At 71.8% G+C, this 21390-nt stretch carries 18 protein-coding genes; 8 read left to right on the top strand and 10 right to left on the bottom strand.

What is annotated here, in order from left to right; all coding sequences use genetic code 11:
- Positions 1-4 precede the first annotated feature (4 nt).
- The gene (locus tag HHX30_RS12130) at positions 5-1042 is read right to left on the bottom strand and encodes a leucine-rich repeat domain-containing protein (RefSeq protein WP_311922335.1); all 1038 of its coding nucleotides are present in this window, start codon (positions 1040-1042) and stop codon (positions 5-7) included.
- Positions 1043-1340: 298 nt separating this feature from the next.
- Between HHX30_RS12130 and HHX30_RS12135 the strand changes: the two genes are divergently transcribed.
- Positions 1341-2750 carry a cellulase family glycosylhydrolase gene (locus tag HHX30_RS12135; RefSeq protein WP_169982000.1) on the top strand — a complete coding sequence of 470 codons (1410 nt, stop codon included), beginning with the start codon at positions 1341-1343 and terminating at the stop codon, positions 2748-2750.
- A gap of 78 nt (positions 2751-2828) precedes the next feature.
- Here the strand turns inward: HHX30_RS12135 and HHX30_RS12140 are convergent, their stop codons facing one another.
- From HHX30_RS12140 to HHX30_RS12150, 3 genes are all read right to left on the bottom strand, one after another.
- The gene (locus tag HHX30_RS12140) at positions 2829-3404 is read right to left on the bottom strand and encodes a YqgE/AlgH family protein (protein WP_079315330.1); all 576 of its coding nucleotides are present in this window, start codon (positions 3402-3404) and stop codon (positions 2829-2831) included.
- 105 nt (positions 3405-3509) lie between these two features.
- The gene (locus HHX30_RS12145) at positions 3510-4919 is read right to left on the bottom strand and encodes an NAD-dependent malic enzyme (protein WP_169982205.1); all 1410 of its coding nucleotides are present in this window, start codon (positions 4917-4919) and stop codon (positions 3510-3512) included.
- Positions 4920-5153: 234 nt separating this feature from the next.
- Complete coding sequence (locus tag HHX30_RS12150; RefSeq protein WP_169982001.1) at positions 5154-6068, bottom strand: tetratricopeptide repeat protein; 915 nt, start codon at positions 6066-6068, stop codon at positions 5154-5156.
- Positions 6069-6196: 128 nt separating this feature from the next.
- Between HHX30_RS12150 and HHX30_RS12155 the strand changes: the two genes are divergently transcribed.
- Complete coding sequence (locus HHX30_RS12155; protein WP_169982002.1) at positions 6197-6703, top strand: DinB family protein; 507 nt, start codon at positions 6197-6199, stop codon at positions 6701-6703.
- A 9-nt stretch (positions 6704-6712) separates the two neighbouring features.
- Here the strand turns inward: HHX30_RS12155 and HHX30_RS12160 are convergent, their stop codons facing one another.
- The gene (locus HHX30_RS12160; RefSeq protein WP_211591907.1) at positions 6713-7180 is read right to left on the bottom strand and encodes an Lrp/AsnC family transcriptional regulator; all 468 of its coding nucleotides are present in this window, start codon (positions 7178-7180) and stop codon (positions 6713-6715) included.
- Positions 7181-7246: 66 nt separating this feature from the next.
- On the opposite strand from HHX30_RS12160, the gene HHX30_RS12165 reads away from it, so the two are divergent.
- The gene (locus tag HHX30_RS12165) at positions 7247-8638 is read left to right on the top strand and encodes a pyridoxal-dependent decarboxylase (RefSeq protein WP_169982004.1); all 1392 of its coding nucleotides are present in this window, start codon (positions 7247-7249) and stop codon (positions 8636-8638) included.
- Between the two features lie 193 nt (positions 8639-8831).
- Here HHX30_RS12165 and HHX30_RS12170 read toward each other — a convergent pair whose 3' ends face one another.
- Positions 8832-10514, bottom strand: a complete 1683-nt coding sequence (locus HHX30_RS12170) for a methylmalonyl-CoA mutase (RefSeq protein WP_169982005.1) — start codon at positions 10512-10514, stop codon at positions 8832-8834.
- Positions 10515-10709: 195 nt separating this feature from the next.
- Between HHX30_RS12170 and HHX30_RS12175 the strand changes: the two genes are divergently transcribed.
- Positions 10710-12446, top strand: a complete 1737-nt coding sequence (locus HHX30_RS12175) for a S8 family serine peptidase (RefSeq protein ID WP_311922336.1) — start codon at positions 10710-10712, stop codon at positions 12444-12446.
- A gap of 381 nt (positions 12447-12827) precedes the next feature.
- On the opposite strand, the gene HHX30_RS12180 is transcribed toward HHX30_RS12175, so the two are convergent.
- Positions 12828-12971 (bottom strand): hypothetical protein, encoded by a 144-nt coding sequence (locus HHX30_RS12180; RefSeq protein WP_169982006.1) that lies wholly within the window; start codon positions 12969-12971, stop codon positions 12828-12830.
- On the opposite strand from HHX30_RS12180, the gene HHX30_RS12185 reads away from it, so the two are divergent.
- Entirely contained in the window at positions 12970-14328 is a 1359-nt protein-coding gene (locus tag HHX30_RS12185; protein WP_169982007.1) for a serine hydrolase, read from the top strand. The two genes, HHX30_RS12180 and HHX30_RS12185, sit on opposite strands and share 2 nt — an antisense overlap.
- Here HHX30_RS12185 and HHX30_RS12190 read toward each other — a convergent pair.
- Entirely contained in the window at positions 14318-14863 is a 546-nt protein-coding gene (locus HHX30_RS12190) for a MarR family transcriptional regulator (protein ID WP_169982008.1), read from the bottom strand. The two genes, HHX30_RS12185 and HHX30_RS12190, sit on opposite strands and share 11 nt — an antisense overlap.
- Positions 14864-15290: 427 nt before the next feature.
- Here HHX30_RS12190 and HHX30_RS12195 point away from each other — a divergent pair, with 427 nt between their 5' ends.
- Complete coding sequence (locus tag HHX30_RS12195) at positions 15291-17399, top strand: hypothetical protein (RefSeq protein WP_169982009.1); 2109 nt, start codon at positions 15291-15293, stop codon at positions 17397-17399.
- A 335-nt stretch (positions 17400-17734) separates the two neighbouring features.
- Complete coding sequence (locus tag HHX30_RS12200) at positions 17735-18457, top strand: DUF4230 domain-containing protein (RefSeq protein ID WP_311922337.1); 723 nt, start codon at positions 17735-17737, stop codon at positions 18455-18457.
- Between the two features lie 55 nt (positions 18458-18512).
- On the opposite strand, the gene meaB is transcribed toward HHX30_RS12200, so the two are convergent.
- Both meaB and HHX30_RS12210 read right to left on the bottom strand, forming a co-directional pair.
- On the bottom strand, positions 18513-19517 hold the full coding sequence (gene meaB / locus HHX30_RS12205) for a methylmalonyl Co-A mutase-associated GTPase MeaB (RefSeq protein ID WP_169982010.1): 1005 nt from the start codon (positions 19515-19517) through the stop codon (positions 18513-18515).
- Positions 19518-19529: 12 nt separating this feature from the next.
- Positions 19530-20723 (bottom strand): acetyl-CoA C-acetyltransferase, encoded by a 1194-nt coding sequence (locus HHX30_RS12210; protein WP_169982011.1) that lies wholly within the window; start codon positions 20721-20723, stop codon positions 19530-19532.
- Positions 20724-20816: 93 nt separating this feature from the next.
- Here HHX30_RS12210 and mce point away from each other — a divergent pair, with 93 nt between their 5' ends.
- The gene (gene mce / locus HHX30_RS12215) at positions 20817-21239 is read left to right on the top strand and encodes a methylmalonyl-CoA epimerase (protein WP_139575889.1); all 423 of its coding nucleotides are present in this window, start codon (positions 20817-20819) and stop codon (positions 21237-21239) included.
- Positions 21240-21390: the final 151 nt, after the last annotated feature.

A 21390-nucleotide genomic window follows, 5' to 3' on the forward strand; every position in this document is an offset into this window, starting at 1 on the left:
CATCTCAGAGCAGGACGACGCACCCTCGCTCGCGCAGCGGGCGTACGCAGGCGGGCACCTCGTCGAGCTTGACCCACCGCAGGTCGAGTTTCTCAAGCCGAGGCAGCTCCGCCAGCCCGTCGGGCAGCGTGGCGAGGCGGGTCGCCCGCAGGTCCAGGTAGGTCAGGTCCGTCAGGCGGACGACGGAGTCGGGCAGCCGTTCCAGGGGATTGCCCCGCAGGTCCAGGTGGCGCAGCGCGCGCAGCCCGCCGATCGACTCGGGCAGCGCCGCGAGGCGGTTGTTCCTCAGGTGCAGCTCGCGCAGCCCGGTCAGGCGTCCGATCGTCTCCGGCAGCGCGGTCAGCCGGTTGTCGTGGACGCGCAACTCGTGCAGGCCGGTCATGCCGCCGATCTCCGCGGGCAGCGCGGCCAGCCGGTTCTCGGCGAGGTTGAGATAGCCGAGCCGGTCGAGCCGTCCCAGCGAGGCGGGCACCGACGTGAAGCCGTTGTCGCTCAGGTAGAGGTAGTCCGTGAGGCAGGGCAGGTCCCCGATCTCCGCGGGCACCTCGCGCAGCCGGTTGTGGCCGAGGTCGAGCATGCGCAGCTCGCGGAGGCGGCCCAGGCCGGGAGGAAGGTCCGCGATCTCGTTCTCCGCCAGGACGAGCGACCGCAGCCGGCCCAGCCGCCACAGTGTGTCCGGCACCGCGGTCAGCGCGTTGCGCCCGGCGCCGAGATGTTCGAGCGACACGAGGCGGCCCAGTTCGGGCGAGAGGGCCGCGATCCGGTTGCCGTAGAGCAGCAGGACCCGCAGCCGCTCCAGACGCGCGATCCAGCGGGGCAACGTCGTGAGCGCGTTCCCGTCCAGGTCGACGTGGCGCAGCGTGACCATGTCGCCGAGCGCCGCGGGCAGCGACGTCAGCCCCGCGCCGGGCGCCACCAGGGCGACCGGCGCACCGCCGGCGAACCGTACGGCGCCAGGGGGCGCCCAGTCCACCACGGGCGCCGCGACATCGGACGGGCCGTCACCGGGCGCACCGAGTGCGGATACATCGAAGTCGGACACGGCAGCCGACCCTACAGACCACCCGCCTCGCCACACAGCCACACAGCCACACAGCACACCACCACCAGGCGGCATCGCCGCGACGACAGGTGAACGTTTCATCGGTGTTTCACGGCGCCGGCGACAGCCCCCGAAGGGAGATCGCGCTGGTCCGGGTGGCCCGCACAGCAGAACCGGTTCAGTTGCAGCAAACCGATGGCGATCGCCCCGGAGGCGCTCGCTGTACGGTTCCGGCTCCCCCCGCCTATGGTGCGTTCGGCGCTCCCACCGGCGCCGATCCCCCCACCCGAGGTACAGAATGAGAACACGTTTCATCGCCGCGGGCGCGGCCGTCCTCGCCCTCCTGATGTCGGTGATCGCGATGACCCAGAGCGCGCAGGCCGCCACCGGACTCCACGTCAGCGGCACGAAGATCCTCGAAGCCAACGGGACCGACTTCGTGATGCGCGGCACCAGCCACGCGCACACCTGGTACGCGAGCCAGACGAGCTCGTTCGCGAACATCAAGTCGCTGGGCGCGAACACCGTCCGCGTCGTGCTCAGCGGCGGACGCTGGACGGCCAACTCGGCGAGCGACGTCTCCAACGTCATCTCGCTGTGCAAGCAGAACCGGTTAATCTGCGTGCTCGAGAACCACGACACCACCGGCTACGGCGAGCAGAGCGGCGCGTACACGCTCGACCAGGCCGTGGACTACTGGGTCGGCCTGAAGAGCGTGCTGACCGGCCAGGAGAACTACGTCGTCATCAACATCGGCAACGAGCCGTACGGCAACAACAACCCGTCCGCCTGGACCAGTGCGACCAAGAACGCGATCAGCAGAATGCGGGCGGCCGGATTCCAGCACATGCTGATGGTCGACGCGCCCAACTGGGGCCAGGACTGGCAGTTCGTCATGCGTGACAACGCCGCCTCGATCTTCGCCGGCGACCCCCAGAAGAACACCGTCTTCTCGATCCACATGTACGGCGTCTTCGACACGGCGGCCGAGGTCACGGCCTACCTCCAGGCGTTCCAGACCGCCGGGCTGCCGCTGGTGATCGGCGAGTTCGGCAACATGCACTCGGACGGCGACCCCGACGAGGACACGATCATGGCGCAGGCCCAGTCGCGGGGCGTCGGCTACCTCGGCTGGTCCTGGAGCGGCAACGGCGGCGGCGTCGAATACCTGGACCAGGTGACGAACTTCAACGTCAGCCAGCTCACCTCGTGGGGCCAGCGGCTCTTCAACGGCGCCAACGGCATCAAGTCCACCGCCAAGGAGGCGACGATCTACAGCGGTCAGCCGCCGGTGAGCCCGTCCGCCAGCCCGTCGGCGTCTCCCAGCGCCTCCCCCAGCGCCTCCCCCAGCGCCTCCCCCAGTGCCTCGCCCAGTGCCTCGCCCAGCGCGTCCCCGAGCGGCGGCGCCAAGGGCTGCTCGGCGACGTACAAGGTCACCAACCAGTGGGGCGGCGGCTTCCAGGGCGAGGTGACCGTCAAGGCCGGCTCCAGTGCCGTCTCGGGCTGGACCGTGACCTGGACCTACGCGAACGGCCAGACGATCACCCAGGCATGGAACGCCACGGTGACGTCGAGCGGATCGTCGATCACCGCCAAGAACGTGAGCTACAACGGCGGCCTCGGCGCCGGAGCGTCCACCTCGTTCGGGTTCCTCGGCTCCTGGAGCGGCACCAACTCGGTGCCGGCGGTGAGCTGCACCGCGAGCTGAGACGCGGAGTTTCACCCACGGCCGGGCGCGCTCCCCGCGCCCGGCCTCCGCGTGTCACCGGGCAGGGTGTGCCGGGGCTCAGTTGAGCAGGGGGTCGTCCGGGAAGGTCGCGACGAGCGCGAGATCCCCCTTCTGCCGGCGTAACACGGTGCGCCAGAGCGTGGCCGGGTTCGGATGGAAGGTGTCCCCCGGCTCGGAGTCCACGACGTACCAGGCGCCCTCCTGAAGCTCGTTCTCGAGCTGTCCGGCGGTCCAGCCCGCGTAGCCCGCGAAGATCCGCATCTGGGAGATCTCCCCCGCGAGGATCTCCGGTGGCGCGTCGAGGTCCACCGTGCCGAGGCGCGAGACCGCGGCCCTGCCCTGCAGCCGGCGCCAGCCGAGCGGCTCCTCGCCGCTGAGCACGACGGCCAGCGCGAGCGCGCTGTCCGTCTGCACCGGGCCGCCCTCGAACAGCACCGGAGGACCCGTGACCAGGGCGTCCCAGGAGGGCAGGACCTGGGTCACGGCGATCTCGCTGGGCCGGTTGAGCACCACGCCCAGAGTGCCGCCGTCTTCGTCGTGCTCCAGGACGAGCACCACGCTACGCCGGAAGTTGGGGTCGTCGAGCAGTGGCGTCGCTACGAGCAACCCGCCGACGTAGATCGCTTCCGCCATACATCCCATCATGAGGGAGGATTGCGGATTCGTGTACGCCGACCCCGGTTCGCCGCGTCATATTACTCAACGCGACGGCGTGGTCACCATCCGAGACAGGACCGGTCAGGCCTCGGTGAAACCGCGCGCCCTGCCCCCGGCCGACTCCCGTACGGCGGCCGCCACGGCGTTGGCCACGTCGGGGTGGAAGACGCTCGGGATGATGTAGTTGGGGCCGAGCTCCTCGCTCGTCACGACCGCGGCCAGCGCGCGCGCCGCCGCCAGGAGCATCTCCGGTGTCACGCCGTCCGCCTGGGCGTCGAGCAGGCCGCGGAACACGCCCGGGAACGCGAGCACGTTGTTGATCTGGTTGGGGTAGTCCGACCGGCCCGTCGCCACGACCGCCGCGTGCTCGCGGGCATCGTCGGGGGAGACCTCCGGCTCGGGGTTGGCCAGCGCGAACACCACCGCGTCCTTCGCCATGGCGGCGACGTCGTCCCCGGTGAGGATTCCCGGCGCGGAGACGCCGATGAAGACGTCGGCGCCCTTGACCGCGCCGCGCAGGTCGCCGCCGTACCCCTCGCTGTTGGTGTGCTCGGCGATCCACCGCAGCGAGTCGTCGAGGTCGTCGCGGCCGAGGTGCACCGCGCCGAGGTAGTCGCAGACGACGACGTTCCGCGCCCCGGCCGCCAGCAGCAGGCGCAGGACGGCGGTGCCGGCCGCACCGGCGCCGGCCATCGCGATCCGCACCTCGGAGAGCTCCTTGCCGACGACCTTCAGCGCGTTCGTCAGCGCGGCGAGCACGCAGATGGCGGTGCCGTGCTGGTCGTCGTGGAAGACCGGGATGTCGAGCAGCTCACGCAGCCGCCGCTCCACCTCGAAGCAGCGCGGCGCCGAGATGTCCTCGAGGTTGATGCCGCCGAAGCCGGGCGCGATGGCGCGCACGGTCGCGACGATCTCGTCCACGTCCTGGGTGTCGAGGCAGATGGGCCAGGCGTCGATGCCGGCGAACCGCTTGAACAGGGCGGCCTTGCCCTCCATCACCGGCAGCGCGGCGGCGGGGCCGATGTTGCCAAGTCCGAGGACGGCCGAGCCGTCGGTGACGACGGCGACCGAGTTCCGCTTGATCGTGAGGCGGCGGGCGTCCTCGGGGTTGCGCGCGATCGCCAGGCTGACCCGGGCCACACCCGGGGTGTACGCCATCGAGAGCTCGTCGCGGTTGCGCAGCGGGACCTTCGACTGCATCTCGATCTTGCCGCCGAGGTGCATGAGGAAGGTCCGGTCGGAGACCTTGTGGATCGTGACGTCCTCGACCGCGCCGAGGCTGTCCACGATCGCCTGCACATGGTCGGCGTCCTTGGCCGCGCACGTCACGTCGATGCGGAGCTTCTCGTGACCCGCGTTGGTCACGTCGAGGGCGGTCACCACGCCGCCCGCGTTCTCCACCGCGTGGGTGAGCAGGCTTACCGCCTTGCCCCCTGCGGGCACCTCGAGGCGCACAGTGATCGAGTAGGACACGCTGGGCACGGTGGCCACGTCTATCCGCTCCTTTGCGGGGTGTTGCCTGGCCGTGCTCTCCCGGCAGTTGGGCGCGGCCTCCGTGTGGCGGCCACGCTCGCGCATCCGGCTGGACGGCTCATGGGTGCTATCCATCGTGCCATCCCCCGCCGGGTGTTTCAGCCCGGACCCGTGCTGTTCACCCCACACTCCGCCCGGGGCCGCGCGCCGCCGTACCGACGTGAGGGGCCGGCGGACGCGGACCGGAACCGGTCAGAAGAGCGCGTTGGCCAGCGCCCTGCGCGCGCGCGTGACCGAGGGATCGTCGGCGGGCAGTGCGTCGAACAGCCCCAGCAGGTGGACCCGCGCCTTGTCCCTGTCCGCGCCCCGGGTGCGCCGCACGAGCGCGATGAGCCGGTCGAACGCCTCGTCCACCTGCCCGTTCACCATCTCCACGTCGGCGGCCTGGACCTGCGCGTCCACGTCGTCCTGGCCCTCCGCGGCCCGGCGCAGCACGTCGGCCGGATCGAGGTCCTGGGTGCGCCGCAGCAGCCCGACCCCGGCGAGACCGATCTTCGCGCCCTCGTCCGACGGCGACCTCGCCAGCAGGCGCTCGAACGCCGCGGCCGCGGCGTCCAGGTCGCCCTTCTCCACGGCCTGCTCGGCCGCCAGGAGCTCGGGGTCGATCGGCGGTTCGCCGGGCTCCCCCTCGCCCGGCGCGGCCTGCTCCATGCCGAGCTGCTCGAACACCTGCGCCAGCGCCTGCCGGAGCTGCTCCTCCGGCAGCGGACCCTCGAACAGGGGCATGAGCTGCCCCTGGAAGGCCAGGTAGACGGTGGGCACCGCGCGCATCCGCAGCGCCTGGGCGAGCTGCGGGTCGGCCTCCACGTCCACCCTGGCCAGCACCCACGCGCCCGCCGCCTCCGCGGCCAGCTTCTCCATCACGCCGCTGAACTGCCGGACCTGCTCGGCCCTGGTCACCGTCGCCTCGACGATCACGGGAACGCTCAGGGAGCGCTCCACCACGTCGGCGTTGAAGGTGGCCGAGGTCACCTCGATGACGTCCGCCGAGGCGGCTCCGGCCGGCCCGGCGGCTTCACGCCGCGCCTGGGCCTCGAGTGCCTGCTTACGCGCGCCGAGGTCCACGGCGCCGTAGAGCGATCCAGGTCGAGAGAACTCCGCTGCCATACCCCCAATCCTGCCGTACGCGCCCGCGTGATCCGTGCGTCCCCGCCGCAGATCCTTCTGAGATCCGGCCGGGCTCGCGCCCGCCATAGGGTGAACAGCGCACGTTCACCGCGCGAAGGGAGCAGGACATGGCCGTGGAACGCGTTGGCCCGCCGAGCATCGCCGGTGAGCGCGAGATGCTGCGCGCGTTCCTCGACTATCACCGGGCCACGCTCGCGCTGAAGTGCGACGGCCTGTCGGACGAGGAGCTGCGCCGCAGGTCGATGCCGCCGTCGACGCTCTCGTTGCTCGGTCTGGTGCGGCACATGGCCGAGGTCGAGCGCACGTGGTTCCGTCGCGTGATCGGCAAGGAGGACGTGCCGCTGGTCTGGTCGGAGGAAGGCGACTACCAGGTGGCGTACGACGCGAGCGGGGCCACGGGTGCGGAGGCGTTCGCCGCCTGGCAGGCGGAGGTCGAGCACTCCCGCAGGATCGAGCGCGCGGCCGAGTCGCTCGACGTCACCGCCTACCAGCCGCGGTGGGGCGAGGAGGTGTCGCTGCGGCTGGTCATGCTGCACATGATCCACGAGTACGCCCGGCACAACGGCCACGCCGACTTCCTGCGCGAGGGCGTCGACGGGACCGTGGGCGTCTGAGATCGCTCTTCAGCTCACCGGGCCCTGGACGGTCCTGCGCTCGGTACGGAAGATCAGCGTCGTCTCGAGATGGACGATCTCCGGCCGGACCAGGATGCGCTCGAGGATCAGGCGGTGCAGGTGATCTGCGTCGGGCACCGCGACGTGCACCAGGAAATCCTGCGGGCCGGCCACGTGGAACAGCGCGACCGTCTCGGGGAGCCCGAGCACGAACGCCCGCAGCGGGTCCACGAGCTGGCTCGTGTGGGGCCGCACGCGCAGCGCCAGCAGCGCCTCCAGCGGCCGTCCGAGCGCCTGCGTGTCGACCTCCGCGCGGAAGGCCGTGATCAGCCCGCGCCGGCGCAGCGACCGCACGCGTTCGAGCGCGGTGGAGGGGGCGACGCCGACCCGCTCGGCGAGATCCTTGTTGGGCAGCCGCGCGTCCTTCTGCAACAGCTCCAGGATCTTCCTGTCGGTCGAATCCAGTTCGACGGTCACGGTCTTGTTCCTTCGTCGATTCGGCGTTCGTGGCGGACTGACGTCCGATAGGGCCATTATTCGGGCATGACACCGAATCACACCTGGGACATCGACGACTTCGTCCACGCCGCCGAGGTGACCGTGCACGGACTCGCCGCGTACGTGCGGGAGAGCCAGGGCGGAACGGTGCCGGTGATCCGCCGCAGACCCCCCGGCGAGCTGGCCGGACGGCTCGGGCTCGCCCGGTGGATCCGGGAGGGTGGCATGACGGCGGAGACCTATCGGGAGTGGCTCGACGCCTATCTCGTGGAGGGAACGCGGCTGCATCATCCGGCCTACCTCGCCCACCAGACGGCCGCGCCCGACTTTCCCGCCGCGCTGGCCGACTTCGTGCACGGCGCGATCAACAACCCCATGGCGATCTACGAGATGGGGGCCGCCGCGGCGACGGTCGAGTTCGAGGTGCTGCGCTGGATGCTCGGCAAGGTCGGCTTCGCCGAGGGCGGCGGCGTGTTCACCCACGGCGGGTCGCTGGCCAACCTGACCGCGCTGCTCGCGGCGCGGGCCGCCGCCGCCCCGGACGCGTGGACCGAGGGCGTGCCCGGCGATCTCGCCGTCCTCGCGCCGCCGTCGGCGCACTACTCGATCACGCGGGCGGCGGCGATCCTCGGCCTGGGCGAGCGCGCGGTCGTGCCGCTCGACGTGGACGACCTGGGCAGGATCGACGTGGCGCGGCTGCCCGAGGGGCTCGACCGGGCGCGGCGGGCCGGTCGCCGGCCGATGGCCCTGGTCGCCGCCGCGTGCGCCACCGGCACCGGCCTGTACGACGACCTGCGGCCCATCGGCGAGTTCTGCGCCGGGAACGGGCTGTGGTTCCACGTGGACGGCGCGCACGGAGCGTCGGCGCTGCTCAGCGAGGAGCACCGCCATCTGCTCGACGGCGTCGAGCTGGCCGATTCGATCATCTGGGACGCCCACAAGATGCTGCGCACCTCCGGCCTCGCGGCCGCCGTGCTCGTCCGGCGCGAAGGGGACCTGGACGCCGCGTTCCGGCAGCAGGCCAGCTACCTGTTCTACGGCGACCAGGGGTTCGACCTGATCGGCAGGACCGTGGAGTGCACCAAGGCCGCACTCGGGCTGAAGGTGTTCCTCAACCTGGCCTGGCGGGGCGAGCGGGGCCTCGGTGAGCACGTGGCGGGGCGGTACGCCGCCGCGCACCGCTTCTGGGAGCTGGCCCGCGAGCGGCCCGGCTTCCACTGCCCGTACGAGCCGGAGAGCAACATCGTCTGCTTCCGGTACGGCGACGGCGACCAGGCCGCGATTCGCGAGACCCTGCTGGAGGAGGGCTCCTTCCATCTGACCTCGGCCGAGGTCGGCGGCGTACGCCACCTGCGGGTGACGGTCATCGCCCCCGCCACCGACGACAAGACCCTGGAGTCCCTCCTCGACCGCGTCGCCGCGCTCGCCCCCGCCTGACGGATGCCGACCTGCGACTCGGCACTGCGAACTTGGGGGTATCCGCCTGTGACGATGAGGGTGCAGTCAGACGCCGACGCGCATGTCACCGGATGATGCCGAGCCGACATGTCGAGCCGGACTCGTGGCTTGGGCCTTGCGCAGGGAGAGGGCACCGCCGCGCCGACGAGAGTCGGCGCGGCGGCGCGGAGACTCAGAAAGCGGCGGGCTCGGCGTAGGTGCCCCACTCCTCGCGCAGGACGTCGCAGATCTCGCCCAGCGTGGCCTCGGCGCGTACGGCCTCCAGCATGGGCGGGATCATGTTGTCGTCGCCCTTGGACGCGGCCCGCAGGGCGGCCAGCGCCGCGTCAACGGCCTTCTGGTCCCGCGCGGCGCGCCGCCCGGCCAGCACCCTGCGCTGCTCGACCTCGACCTCGTGGCTGATCCGCAGGATCTCCAGCGGCTCCTCCACTGTCGCGGTGTGGCAGTTCACGCCGACGATCCGCTTGTCGCCTTTCTCCAGCTTGCGCTGGTAGTCGAAGGCCGACTCGGCGATCTCCGACATGAACCAGCCGTCCTCGATGCCCCGCAGGATGCCGGCGGTCATCGTGCCGTCGCCGCCCATCTCACGGATCCTCGCGAAGATCTTCTCCGCTTCGGCCTCCAGCCGGTCGGTCAGCGCCTCGACGTACCAGGAGCCGCCGAGCGGGTCGACGACGTTGACGACCTCCGTCTCCTCCATGATCACCTGCTGGGTGCGCAGTGCGATCTCGGCGGCCTTCTCCGACGGCAGCGCGAGCACCTCGTCCAGCGCGTTGGTGTGCAGCGAGTTCGTGCCGCCGAGCACGGCCGCCAGCGCCTCGATCGCGGTGCGGACGATGTTGTTGTCCGGCTGTTGCGCGGTCAGCGACACCCCGGCCGTCTGGGTGTGGAAGCGCAGCCACTGCGCCTTCTCCGTGCGGGCGCCGTACACGTCGCGCATCCAGCGGGCCCAGATCCGCCGGGCGGCACGGAACTTCGCGATCTCCTCGAAGAAGTCGATGTGGGCGTCGAAGAAGAACGACAGGCCCGGCGCGAAGACGTCCACGTCGAGCCCGCGCGACAGGCCCAGCTCGACGTAGCCGAAACCGTCCGCGAGCGTGAAGGCCAGCTCCTGCGCGGCCGTGGCCCCGGCCTCGCGGATGTGGTACCCCGACACCGACAGCGGCTTGTACGCGGGAATCTCGGCGGCGCAGAACTCCATGAGGTCGCCGATCAGCCGCAGGTGCGGCTCGGGGGCGAACAGCCACTCCTTCTGCGCGATGTACTCCTTGAAGATGTCCGTCTGGAGGGTGCCGTTCAGCTTCCCGACCGGCACGCCCTGCCGCTCGGCCGCGACCACGTACATGCAGAAGATCGGTACGGCGGGCCCGCTGATGGTCATGGACGTGGTGACGTCGCCGAGCGGGATGCCGTCGAACAGCAGGTCCATGTCGAGGGCCGAGTCGATCGCCACGCCGCAGTGGCCCACCTCGCCGAGCGAGCGGGCATCGTCGGAGTCGCGGCCCATCAGCGTCGGCATGTCGAACGCCACCGACAGACCGCCGCCTCCGGCGCCGAGGATCATCTTGTAGCGCTCGTTGGTCTGCCTGGCGTTGCCGAACCCGGCGAACTGGCGGATGGTCCAGGGCCGGCCGCGGTAGCCGGTGGCGTACAGGCCGCGGGTGAAGGGGAACTCGCCCGGCCAGCCGATGCGCCCGAACCGGGGGTCGTCCCCGGACGGCCCGTACACGGGATCCAGGTCGACTCCCGACAGGGTGCGGAACTCGCGGTCCCGCTTGAAGGCGGCGTCGTACCGCGCCTGCCACCGGGCCCTGCCCGCCTCGATCGACTCGGCGCTCGTCGCGTCCGGCTCCATGCGTCCCTCCCCGTGTCTCACTCTCCGAGAAGATACTAGGACGTCCTACTAAATCCGGCCAGCACCGGTCCCCACTGATCGCCCGCCTCCCCGGCAGTCATGTCACACGTTGGTCGCGAATTCTCACGGACCTTTGACAGGACCGAGAAATCTTCAACCATGGTCAGCGCCCTTGAAGTCCACATGGAGGTGGATGTGAAGCGCTTGACAGTCGTCGCCGCGACCGCGGCGATGGTGGCGGCAACCCTCACCACACCCGCGCAGGCCGTACCCGCGGCCGCCGGGTCGGCGACCCAGACCGAATACGTGGTTCTGTACAAGGAAGGCGCGGCCGCCGCGGACGCCCAGAAGGCGATCGAAGCGGCGGGCGGCAGCGTGATCAAGGTGAACGCCGAGGTCGGGCTGGCCACGGTCAGCACCACCAACGCCGACTTCGCGGGCGCCCTGAACGGCGTCGCGGCCATCGAAGGCGTCGCCCGCAACCGGGTGATAGGCAGCGCGCCGGACGACGCGAAGGCGTCCGCCGCCGCGAGGAAGGCCGTGACGCAGGCGGCCAAGAGCAAGGCGGTGGAGAAGGAGGGCCGGGTCGGCGCCCCGGCCGCGAAGTGGGGCCGCAACGTCAAGGACGAACCGCTCGCCGACCTGCAGTGGGACATGAAGCAAATCCACGCGGACGAGGCCCACAGGTTCGAGCAGGGTGACAAGGGCGTGCTCGTCGGCATCCTCGACACCGGCGTCGACGGCTCGCACCCCGACATCGCGCCGAACTTCGACCGGCGGCTGAGCCGCAACTTCACCGTCGACCTGCCGGCGGACGCCAACGGCAACGTGATCGACGGCAAGTGCGAGGACGACCCCGACGGCTCCTGCACCGACCCGAACGACGTGGACGAGGACGGCCACGGCACCCACGTCGCCTCGTCGATCGCCTCGCCCATCAACAGGCTGGGCGTTTCGGGCGTCGCGCCCAAGGTGACCATCGTGAACCTGCGGGCCGGCCAGGACTCGGGCTACTTCTTCCTCCAGCCCACCGTCGACGCCCTCACCTACGCCGGCGACATCGGCGTCGACGTGGTCAACATGAGCTACTACATCGACCCGTGGCTGTTCAACTGCACGGACAACCCGGCCGACAGCCCGGAGGAGCAGGCCCAGCAGCGGCTGTACATCGCCGCCACCCAGCGGGCGATCGACTACGCGCACGCGCACGGCGTGACGCTCGTCAGCGCGGCCGGCAACGAGGCGATCGACTACACCAAGACGAACGTCGACTCCGGCAGCCCCGACTACGCCACCTTCCCCGGCCAGCAGACGGAACGGACCCGGACCATCCCCCCGTCCTGCGTCTCCCTCCCCGGTGAGGCCGAGCACGTGATCTCGGTCTCCTCGACCGGCGTCAGCAAGCGGAAGGCCTACTACTCGAGCTACGGCAACGGCTACGTCGACGTGGCCTCACCCGGCGGCGACGTGTACGACACGCCCGGCGACACGAGGGACATCACCAAGGCCACGCTCTCGGCCTACCCCAAGGCGCTCGCCGTCGCCAACGGCGAGATCGACGAGAACGGCGACCCGACGGTGCCGTACGTCGTGAAGGACTGCAAGGGCTCGGTCTGCGCCTACTACCAGTACCTGCAGGGCACCTCGATGGCCTCGCCGCGCGCGGCCGGCGTCGCGGCGCTGATCGTCAGCCGGTACGGCCAGCGCGACCGCGTCCGCGGCGGACTGACGATGAACCCGGACAAGGTGGAGGCGATCCTCAAGGGCACGGCCACCAGGACGGCCTGCCCGAACCCGCCCGCCTACACCTACACCCGCCATCTGCCGGACGGGCGCACGGTGACCGCCACGCACACCTGTGAGGGCGCCGCCGACAACAACGGCTTCTACGGCAGGGGCATCGTCGACGCCCTGCGCGCCGTCGGCCGCTGAGCCGAGCTGACCGGAGGCGCACCCGTGCGCCTACCCTGGGCCGGTGGCGCACCCCATGCGGTGGTGCGCCACCGGCCCACCCGGGCGGCGCGGATCAGGAACCGCCGAGACAGGCAAGACCGCGGCGACCCGGCGGATGTCCGGACTGGCCTCCAGCCCCAGCTGCCCTCTACCCGCGACGCGCCGGCGTGCTTGAGCGCGTCGGCTATCGCCTCGCTGACCACGAGATACGTCGCTCCCTCGATCTCGTCCGGGAACCTGCGGGTGCGCAGGGCCGGGTCGGCCGTAACGGTGGTCGCGACCGGCAGGCCCGAACACCGCCCCTCGACGGCCCGGGGGCCCGCCGGGTGTCGCGACCGCGCAGTGATCGTTAACGTGAGATCACGTGAACGCCCACCGCCGCGGCGAACCGCCGACGGCCCGCACCCGGACGCCGCACTTCCTACCGCGAAGGAGCTCTCTCGTGCCGATCGCGCCGAGATCGATGCGCACCAGTTCACTGTGCAGGTTGGCGATTCCCCTCATGAGCGCGGCACTGGCGCTCGCCGTGGCCGCCACCGCCGCAGCCGCGGCTCCCGCTGCCGTCGGCGCCGGTGCGGCGCCCGCCACGGCGGCGCCCACCCCCGCTCCCACCGGCACGCCGGACATCCCGGATTCGCCGGTGGGCGAGCAGCTTCGCTGGTTCCTGACGGCGGCCGCGGCCCTCCCGATCCCCGAGGACCAGATCAGGGCGCACTTCAGCGCCGGCTTCCTCGCACAGGTTTCCCCGGCCCAGCTGAACGAGGTCCTGAAGAGCCTGGGCGGCCTGCGGCTCGAGTCGCTGGCCGACGTCACGCCCACTACCCTGTCCGGGATGGTCACGACCGGCCAGGGACGTCTCCAGATCTCCATGGCCGTCGACGGCGACGGGAGGATCGCCGCCCTCCTGTTCCAGCAGGAGCAGCGTCCGGCGCCGCGCAGCTGGGCCGAACTGGACAAGCGGCTGCGTGCGCTCGCGCCCCGGGTGGGGTTCCTGGCGGCCGAGGTCCGCGGGAACGGCGCCTGCCGTCCCGTGCACACCGTCGCGCCGGACACCCCCCGGCCGCTCGGGTCCATGTTCAAGCTTTACGTGCTGGGCGCGACGGCCGAGCAGATCAAGAAGGGCCGGTTCTCCTGGGACACGCCCCTGACCATCCGGCCCGGCTTGAAGAGCCTGCCCAGCGGCATACTGCAGGACCGTCCCGACAACAGCACGGTCTCCGTACGGGAGGCGGCCAAGCTGATGATCTCGATCAGCGACAACACGGGCGCCGACCTGCTGATCGACAAGGCCGGCCGCGCGAGGGTGGAGACCCAGATGAGCAAGTGGTCCCGTCACGCGGCGCTGAACCGGCCGTTCCTCACGACCAGGGAGCTCTTCCTTCTCAAGGGCGCGGACTACCCCCGCCTCGCGAAGAACTACCTGTCGCTCGACCGTTCCCGGCGGTACCGCTATCTGGCCACCACCGTCGCCCGCACGCCCCTGACCGAGGTGAAGGTGTGGAACAAGCCCCGGGACATCGACAGGCTGGAGTGGTTCGCCTCGCCCGGCGACGTCTGCCGGGCCTTCGCGGGCCTGTCCGCGCTGAACACGCCGCCCCTCGACGAGGCCATGTCGGCCAACGACGCCGGGCTGGGGCTCGACGCCAAGGCCTGGCCCACCGTCTGGTACAAGGGCGGATCCGAGCCCGGTGTGCTCTCCATGGGCTTCCTCGCCCGTGACGCCGCGGGCAGGACATACGTGGTGACCGCGCTCACGAGCGACCGCCGCTCCGCACTGGACGAGAACGCGGCCGCGCCCGAACTGCTGGCCCTCGTCCGGGGCTCGTTCACGATGCTGGCGAAGGACCGCGTCAGGGGCTGAAGTCCCCCGCGGCGACGCGCAGGGTCCTGAGCAGGCCGAACATCTCGCCGAGCTCGGCGTCGTCGTACATGCCCATGCAGAAACCCGCGTTCATCAGGTCGGCCGTGGCCCGCCGTACGATGTCCCGGCCCTCGCCGGTGATCTCGGCGAGCACGCCGCGGCCGTCCCGCGGGTTGCGCATGCGGCGGACCAGGCCGGCCCGTTCGAGGCGGTCCACCGTGTTGGTCACGCTCGTCGGGTGCACCATCAGCCGCTCGCCGATCTTCGACAGCGGCAGCGATCCGGCCCGGCTGAACGTGAGCAGCACGAGGGCCTCATACCTGGCGAAGGTCAGGTCGTACGGCTTGAGCAGCGTGTCCAGTTGCGCCAGCAGGATCTGATGGGCTCTCATGATCGAAGTGACGGCGGCCATGGCGGACGACGGCCCGAACGTCGAACGCCAGGTCTCGGCCGCCCGCTCGATCGGGTCGAACGGGAGCTTGAGCGGCCGGGGGCCACCCGTGGGCGGCGGCTCTGAGCTGGGCGGAACGGACACAGCGATATACGGTAGCGCGACGCCGACCAAGATCTACCGGCGCACCGAGCGTAACCGGATTCATTCCTTGACCCCAGAACTCCCCCCGTCAGGGTCACGCTCCGTTATGGTTGCCACGTCGAAAGGTGAGGCGGCGGCAAACCCGGCGGCACGGGGAACCCCGTCTGCTAGAGGACGTCTCGCGGAGCTTGCCTCGCGCGGCCGCCCCGGGTATCCGGGGTGGTCCCGCCGGGGCAAGGGGGGTCCGCGGGGACGCGTCCGACGGCGGGCGAGGCGATGCCGGCCGGCGAACCAGCGCCACGGGGAACGGCGTCGGTTCGCGCACCGCTCACACAGACACGGGGGAGATTCTCAATGGACAGCATCGCTGTCCCGGCGCCGCATGCGCGCCGGACTTCGGCGGCGTGGCCATGGGCCGCGCCCTACTGTGGGTGAGCATAGGGGCGGTTCACGCGGTGAGCTGAGACACGGCGCGCTGGTCGCGGCGACCGTGCTGCTCGTGCTGGCGCTCGTCGCCGCGTGGAGCGTCCTCATTCCCGGTTTCATGGACTGGGATGACATAGTGGCGGCCGTCATCGGCTCGCTGCGCCTGACGGGACCGCTCGGAGCCGCGTTCGCGGCCTGGGTCGCGTTCCGCAGGCGCCGCGCCGAGCGGGGCCGCGTCCTGACGCCGTGGCGGGCCGCACGGGCGCCGCTGTCGATCATCGCGGTCGTCACCGGCTCCTTCGGGGCGACCGTGCTGCTGCTCGGGCTGCGCGCCGCGCTGACCGGGCAGGGCGGGCCGCTGCTGCCCGGCGGTCTCGCGATGTCCGTCGCCGGGCTGGGGCTGTACGTCGTGGTCGGCTGGATCCTGGGCTGGCTCGTGCCGGTCGTCGTCGTCCCGCTGATCGCGGGCGCCGGCACCTACGGGCTGTTCACCTGGCTGGCCACCGGGCCCAACTGGGCCGACCGGCTCACCCCCGCCACGGGTGAGCCGTACGACCTGATCGCGGGCGTCAGCGAGACCGCGTACACGGACCAGACGCTCTGGCTGCTGGGCCTCAGCACCGCGCTGCTCCTCGGCTGGGTGGCCCTGGTGACCCGGCGGACGCTGGCGCTGGCCGCCGCGGTGATCGCCGTCCTGGCCGCGGGGACCGGCGCGGCCCGGCTCGTCACCGTGCCGCGGACGATGCCCGTGAGCGAACGCCTGGTGTGTCAGGAATGGCCGATCAGCGTGTGCGTGCATCCGGCGCTGCGCGGGGGCCTGGCCGAGCTCGCCACCGTGTTCACCGCGCTCGCGATGCGCCTGAACGGGACACCGGCCGCCTTCCGCCGGGTGGAGCAGCGGGCGTACGGCGAGGAGGACCCGGCAGGGCCGGAGGTGGTCGTCGTCCACATCGACGACCTCGGGTCCGGGTACGCCCAGCGGGCGGCCGTCGAGTTCCTCGACCGCCTGGCCCGCCCGTGCCCGGGAACCGTGGCCGCGGGCTACCGGGGCATCGTCGTCGCCTGGCTGCGGGGCACCTCGCTGCCCGGCGGACCGCTGCGCGAGCACCACCAGGCCTCCGTCTGGTTCTCCGAGCTGACCGAGGCCCAGCGGCACGACTGGCTGCGCATGTTCTACTCCGACTTCGTCTCCTGCGGGCTGCAGGCCAAGCACTTCGGCGGCGGCTCCCGGCCCGCCGGCCCCGTGGCGACGGCCTATCCGGCGAGCCCCACCCCCGCGTACGCGCCGAACTATCCGGTCGAGCCGACCTATCCGGGTACGGCCGTCGCCACCGGCGTGCCGGTCGACCCGGAGCCCGGCTGGGAGCGCGGCGCGGACCCGGGCGCCGGCGGAACCGGTATGGGGTGGACCGGCCCGAGCCCGTCCGTTCCCGCGTGGCCGTCTCCTCCCACCGCGAGCCCCGCGGGCCAGGGTCCGACGGGCCAGGGTTCGACGGGCCGGGGTTCGACGGGCCAGGGTGGTCCGGGGTCGTGGGACATGCCGGGCGGCGAAGGCGCCCGGAGAGACGACCCCTGGTCCCGCGGCCGCGGCCGGTCGCCGCACCCCTGGCGGCCCGGAAGGACCGGCAGGCCCGGGGACACGCCGCCCCCCTATCGGCCGGGCGAGCCCGGCGCGAGCCCGTCACCCGTCCCGAGCATGCCCGGCCGCCTCCAGCCCGGCGGCCCGACGGCGCAGGGAGGAGGTCAGGGAGGGACGCAGGGCCGGGAGAACGCCCCGGACCGCGGGCGGCCGTCGGGGCAGGGCGGCCTCGGCCGGACGGGAGGACCTCGGGGAAACGGCGGCCAGGGCGCGGACGACGGGCGGGGCGGGCGGCGCGCCCGGCCGGAGCGCCTCCCCGGTCACGGCGGCGCCTCCGGCCATGCCTCTGGTGGCGCCCCCGGGGGTGCGGGGAAGGACCGGCGTCCCGTGCACGACGGCGGACGCACCGACCGTGCCCGGCCCGCCACGGGGGACGCCACCGGCGCCCGCGAGGCGGACCTCCAGGAGGACGCGCAGGAGGACCCCGGTGTGACCGGCGTACCCGGCGCGCTCCTGGCCCCCGCCTCATGACGCCGGCCCCACCGTGGGGACGGCAGACACCGCGCGACGAGCGGCACCGACGCCACCAACTCCGGGCCCCGCCCCGGAGCGCGCGGAGGTGGACGGCACGCTGCGGGCCCAACATGAAGGGTCGGGCACACCCGCAGAGCCGGGCGCACCGGCCTCCGGCCCCGCCCCGGAGCGCGCCCGGAGCGCGCCCGGAGACGCGCGGCGTACGGCGCGGGACCGGTGGGGCGGCGCACGGCCCGGGCGAAAGACGGGTTTCGGAGGGCCGAAGCAGGGCTTCTCAGCAGAATCGATCTTGCGATGAGTGAGAGGGCGGAAATACCGGGAAGATTTCCGCCGTGGACCGTCAGACCCGTCCCTCGTTCGCGCCGGCCGACTCCGGCGCCGCCGCCACCGACGCCACGGCGAGCGCCGGGCCCCCCGCACGCCGCCCCCGGCGCGGCTGGCGGATGCTCGCCGGCCTGCTGTTCGTGGTCCTGCTGCTCGTGGTCGGCGCCCGGCTGACCTGGTCCTGGCTCAACCCGCTGGGCGAGCAGACCATCGATCGCAGCGGCCCCGCGCTGCTCCGGTCGGTGCAGAACCTGAGCCGCTTCGAGGCCGCGACCGGCAACTTCCAGGTCATCGTCGACCTGGAGAAGGACGCGAAGTTCCTGCCCGACGCGATCAAGGGCTCCCGCACGCTCTTCGTTGGAGCCGGGAACGTGGACGCCTACGTGGACTTCTCCGCCCTGCCCAAGGACGCCTTCACGGTCTCCCCCGACCGCACGACCGTGACCGTGCGGCTGCCGCACGCCGAGCTGGAGAAGCCCAACCTCGACAACAAGCGGTCGTACGTCTTCGCACAGGAGCGGGGCATCTTCGACCGGATCTCCGACTTCCTGTCGTCGTCCCCGCAGAACCAGCAGGAGCTCTACGTGCTGGCCGAACGCAAGATCGAGGAGGCGGCCGCCGCCAGCGACCTGCGCTCCCGGGCGGACCAGAACGCCAAGGCCATGCTGGAGGGCATGCTGAAGTCCCTCGGCTTCACGACGATCACGGTCAAGTACGCCGGCGAGCCCTGACCCGTCGGCCGCCGTGACGCGAGAGCCGTACGGGCAGGGCCTTGGGCCGGTTGGCTCAGCGCAGCGCGGCGATGAGGTCGTCGGCGGCGGCGTAGGGGTCGGTCTCGGCGCCGAGCAGCCGCTCGGCGAGCGCGTCGAGGCGGTCCCCGTGGAGCACGGCGAAGCGCGACCGGAGCTGGGCCAGCGCGATGGCCTCGATCTCGTCGCGCGCCCGGGCCAGCCGCCGCCTGCGGGCCTCGCCGGACTCCTCCAGGTATGCCTGGTGCTTGTCCAGCGCGGCCAGCAGGTCGTCGGCGCCCTCGCCCCTGGAGGCGACGGTCGTGACGATCGGGGGCCGCCACGCCGTCTCGATCAGGCCCGTCATGTTCCGCAGCTCCCGCACGGTCGCCTGGACGCCGTCGCGGTCGGCCTTGTTCACCACCAGGACGTCGGCGACCTCGAGGATGCCCGCCTTGGCGGCCTGCACGCCGTCGCCCATGCCCGGAGCGAGGATGACGACGGTCGTGTCGGCCAGGCGGGCGATGTCCACCTCGGCCTGCCCGACGCCGACCGTCTCGACGAGGATCACGTCGCACCCGGCGGCCTCCAGCACGCGCAGCGCCTGCGGCGTGGCCCACGCGAGCCCACCGAGGTGTCCCCGGCTCGACATGCTGCGGATGAAGACGTCGGGGTCGGTCGCGTGGTCCTGCATGCGTACGCGATCGCCGAGCAGGGCGCCGCCGGTGAACGGGCTGGACGGGTCGACCGCCAGCACCCCCACCCTGCTGCCGCGCCTGCGGAACGCCCGGATGAGCATGCCGGTCGAGGTCGACTTGCCGACTCCGGGAGAGCCGGTCAGGCCGATGACCCGGGCGCTGTACGGCCGGGCGGCGCCGGTGGCCAGCTCGGCCATCGCCTCGCGCAGGGCACGGCTCGCCGCCGCGGCTCCCGCCTGGTCTCCCCCGGCATGCCCCTTGGTGTCGGCCGCGTTCTCCACGGCGTTCTCCACCAGCGAGATCAGCCGCGCCACCGCGCGCGGCCGTCCCCGCCGCGCCTGCCCGACGAGCTCACGGACGTCCACGTACGGCTCCGCTCAGGCGCCGGGCGCGGGCACCCGGATGATGAGCGCGTCACCTTGGCCGCCGCCGCCGCACAGGCCGGCCGCGCCGAGGCCGCCGCCGCGCCTGTTCAGCTCGTGGGCCAGGGTCAGCACGATCCGGGCGCCGGACGCGCCGATCGGGTGGCCGAGCGCGATGCCGCCGCCGTTGACGTTGACCTTGTCGAGCGGGACGCCGAGCTCCTTCGCCGACTGCAGCACGACCTGGGCGAACGCCTCGTTGATCTCCAGCAGGTCGAGGTCGTCGACGGACAGCCCCTGCTTGGCCAGCGCCTGCTTGATGGCGTTGGCGGGCTGGGACTGGAGCGAGTTGTCCGGGCCGGCCACGTTGCCGTGCGCGCCGATCTCGGCCAGCCATTCGAGGCCCAGCTCCTCGGCCTTGGCCTTCGACATCACGACCACGGCGACGGCGCCGTCGGAGATCTGCGAGGCCGATCCGGCCGTGATGGTGCCGTCCTTGGTGAACGCCGGGCGCAGCTTCGACAAAACCTCGACCGTGGTGTCCTTGCGGATGCCCTCGTCGGCGGAGAACAGCACCGGGTCACCCTTGCGCTGCGGCAGCGGCACCGGGACGATCTCGTCGTCGAACAGGCCCTTCTCCGTCGCCTCGGCGGCGCGCTGGTGCGACCGCGCGGAGAACTCGTCCTGCTCCTCCCGGGTCAGGCCGAGCCTGGCGTTGTGGTGCTCGGTGGACTCGCCCATCGCGATCTGGTCGAACGCGTCGGTGAGCCCGTCGTGGGCCGTCGCGTCCACGATCCCGGTGCTGCCGTACTTCACGCCCTTGCGCAGGCCGGGCAGCAGGTGCGGCGCGTTGGTCATCGACTCCATGCCGCCCGCGACGACGACGTCGAACTCGCCCGCGCGGATGAGCTGGTCGGCCAGCGCGATCGCGTCCAGGCCCGACAGGCACACCTTGTTGATCGTGAGGGAGGGCACGGTCATGGGAATGCCGGCCTTCACCGCCGCCTGGCGCGAGGGGATCTGACCGGCCCCGGCCTGGAGCACCTGTCCCATGATCACGTACTGGACCTGGTCGGGGGAGACACCCGCACGCTCCAGCGCGGCCTTGATCGCGATCCCGCCCAGTTCGACGGCGGACAGATCGGAGAGCGAGCCGAGGAGCCGTCCGATCGGTGTGCGTGCTCCGGCGACGATGACGGAACCAGACATTGGGACCCTCCACTACGAGATCGGGGCGACGGTGTCACCATACCCAGGAGTAGTACGGCCGCCCGGAAGCGGGCGCGGCGAAGGGAGACGGCGATGCTGCTGCGAATCGACCACGTGGGCGTGGCCTGCCACAACCTGGAAGAGAAGATCGAGTTCTACGAGTCCGTCTTCGGACTGACCGTCGTCAGCCGCGAGGTGAACGAGGAGCAGGGCGTCCGGGAGGCCATGTTGCACGTGGCCGACGGCGACCAGGGCGCGTCGTACGTCCAGCTCCTCGAACCGCTGCACCCCGACACCGCCGTGGGCAGGTTCCTCGCCAAGCGGGGCGAGGGCGTGCATCATATCGGGTACGGCGTGGCGGACGTCACCAAGGCCCTGGAGGAGATCGGGGCGAAGGGCGTGCGCCTGATCGACGAGCGGCCCAGGCACGGGTCGATGGGAGCCTCGATCGCGTTCCTGCATCCCAAGGACGTGGGAGGGGTTCTCACCGAGCTCGTCGAGACGTCCAGGCGCTAGGCAAACGCAAGAAACGTTCATACGTAACAAGTCGCGCAGAAAGTCGGACGGGGCCTCCAACGCGGCAGTACCGGAGTACGCTGGCGTACCACCGGACGTGGACGCCACACCGGCTTCCTCGCCTCGGAACGACCCCCCGTCCGGCCCCTGT

The organism is Microbispora sp. H10836 (assembly GCF_012999525.1).
Taxonomy (GTDB): domain Bacteria; phylum Actinomycetota; class Actinomycetes; order Streptosporangiales; family Streptosporangiaceae; genus Microbispora.

What these genes read in the sequence shown, in the direction of transcription:
- HHX30_RS12150 (WP_169982001.1), bottom strand. Translation starts at nt 6,068, where the DNA reads ATGGCAGCGGAGTTCTCTCGACCTGGATCGCTCTACGGCGCCGTGGAC.
- HHX30_RS12140 (WP_079315330.1), bottom strand. Translation starts at nt 3,404, where the DNA reads ATGGCGGAAGCGATCTACGTCGGCGGGTTGCTCGTAGCGACGCCACTG.
- mce (WP_139575889.1), top strand. Translation starts at nt 20,817, where the DNA reads ATGCTGCTGCGAATCGACCACGTGGGCGTGGCCTGCCACAACCTGGAA.
- HHX30_RS12170 (WP_169982005.1), bottom strand. Translation starts at nt 10,514, where the DNA reads ATGGAGCCGGACGCGACGAGCGCCGAGTCGATCGAGGCGGGCAGGGCC.
- HHX30_RS12180 (WP_169982006.1), bottom strand. Translation starts at nt 12,971, where the DNA reads ATGAGGGGAATCGCCAACCTGCACAGTGAACTGGTGCGCATCGATCTC.
- HHX30_RS12135 (WP_169982000.1), top strand. Translation starts at nt 1,341, where the DNA reads ATGAGAACACGTTTCATCGCCGCGGGCGCGGCCGTCCTCGCCCTCCTG.
- HHX30_RS12185 (WP_169982007.1), top strand. Translation starts at nt 12,970, where the DNA reads ATGAGCGCGGCACTGGCGCTCGCCGTGGCCGCCACCGCCGCAGCCGCG.
- HHX30_RS12155 (WP_169982002.1), top strand. Translation starts at nt 6,197, where the DNA reads ATGGCCGTGGAACGCGTTGGCCCGCCGAGCATCGCCGGTGAGCGCGAG.
- HHX30_RS12210 (WP_169982011.1), bottom strand. Translation starts at nt 20,723, where the DNA reads ATGTCTGGTTCCGTCATCGTCGCCGGAGCACGCACACCGATCGGACGG.
- HHX30_RS12165 (WP_169982004.1), top strand. Translation starts at nt 7,247, where the DNA reads ATGACACCGAATCACACCTGGGACATCGACGACTTCGTCCACGCCGCC.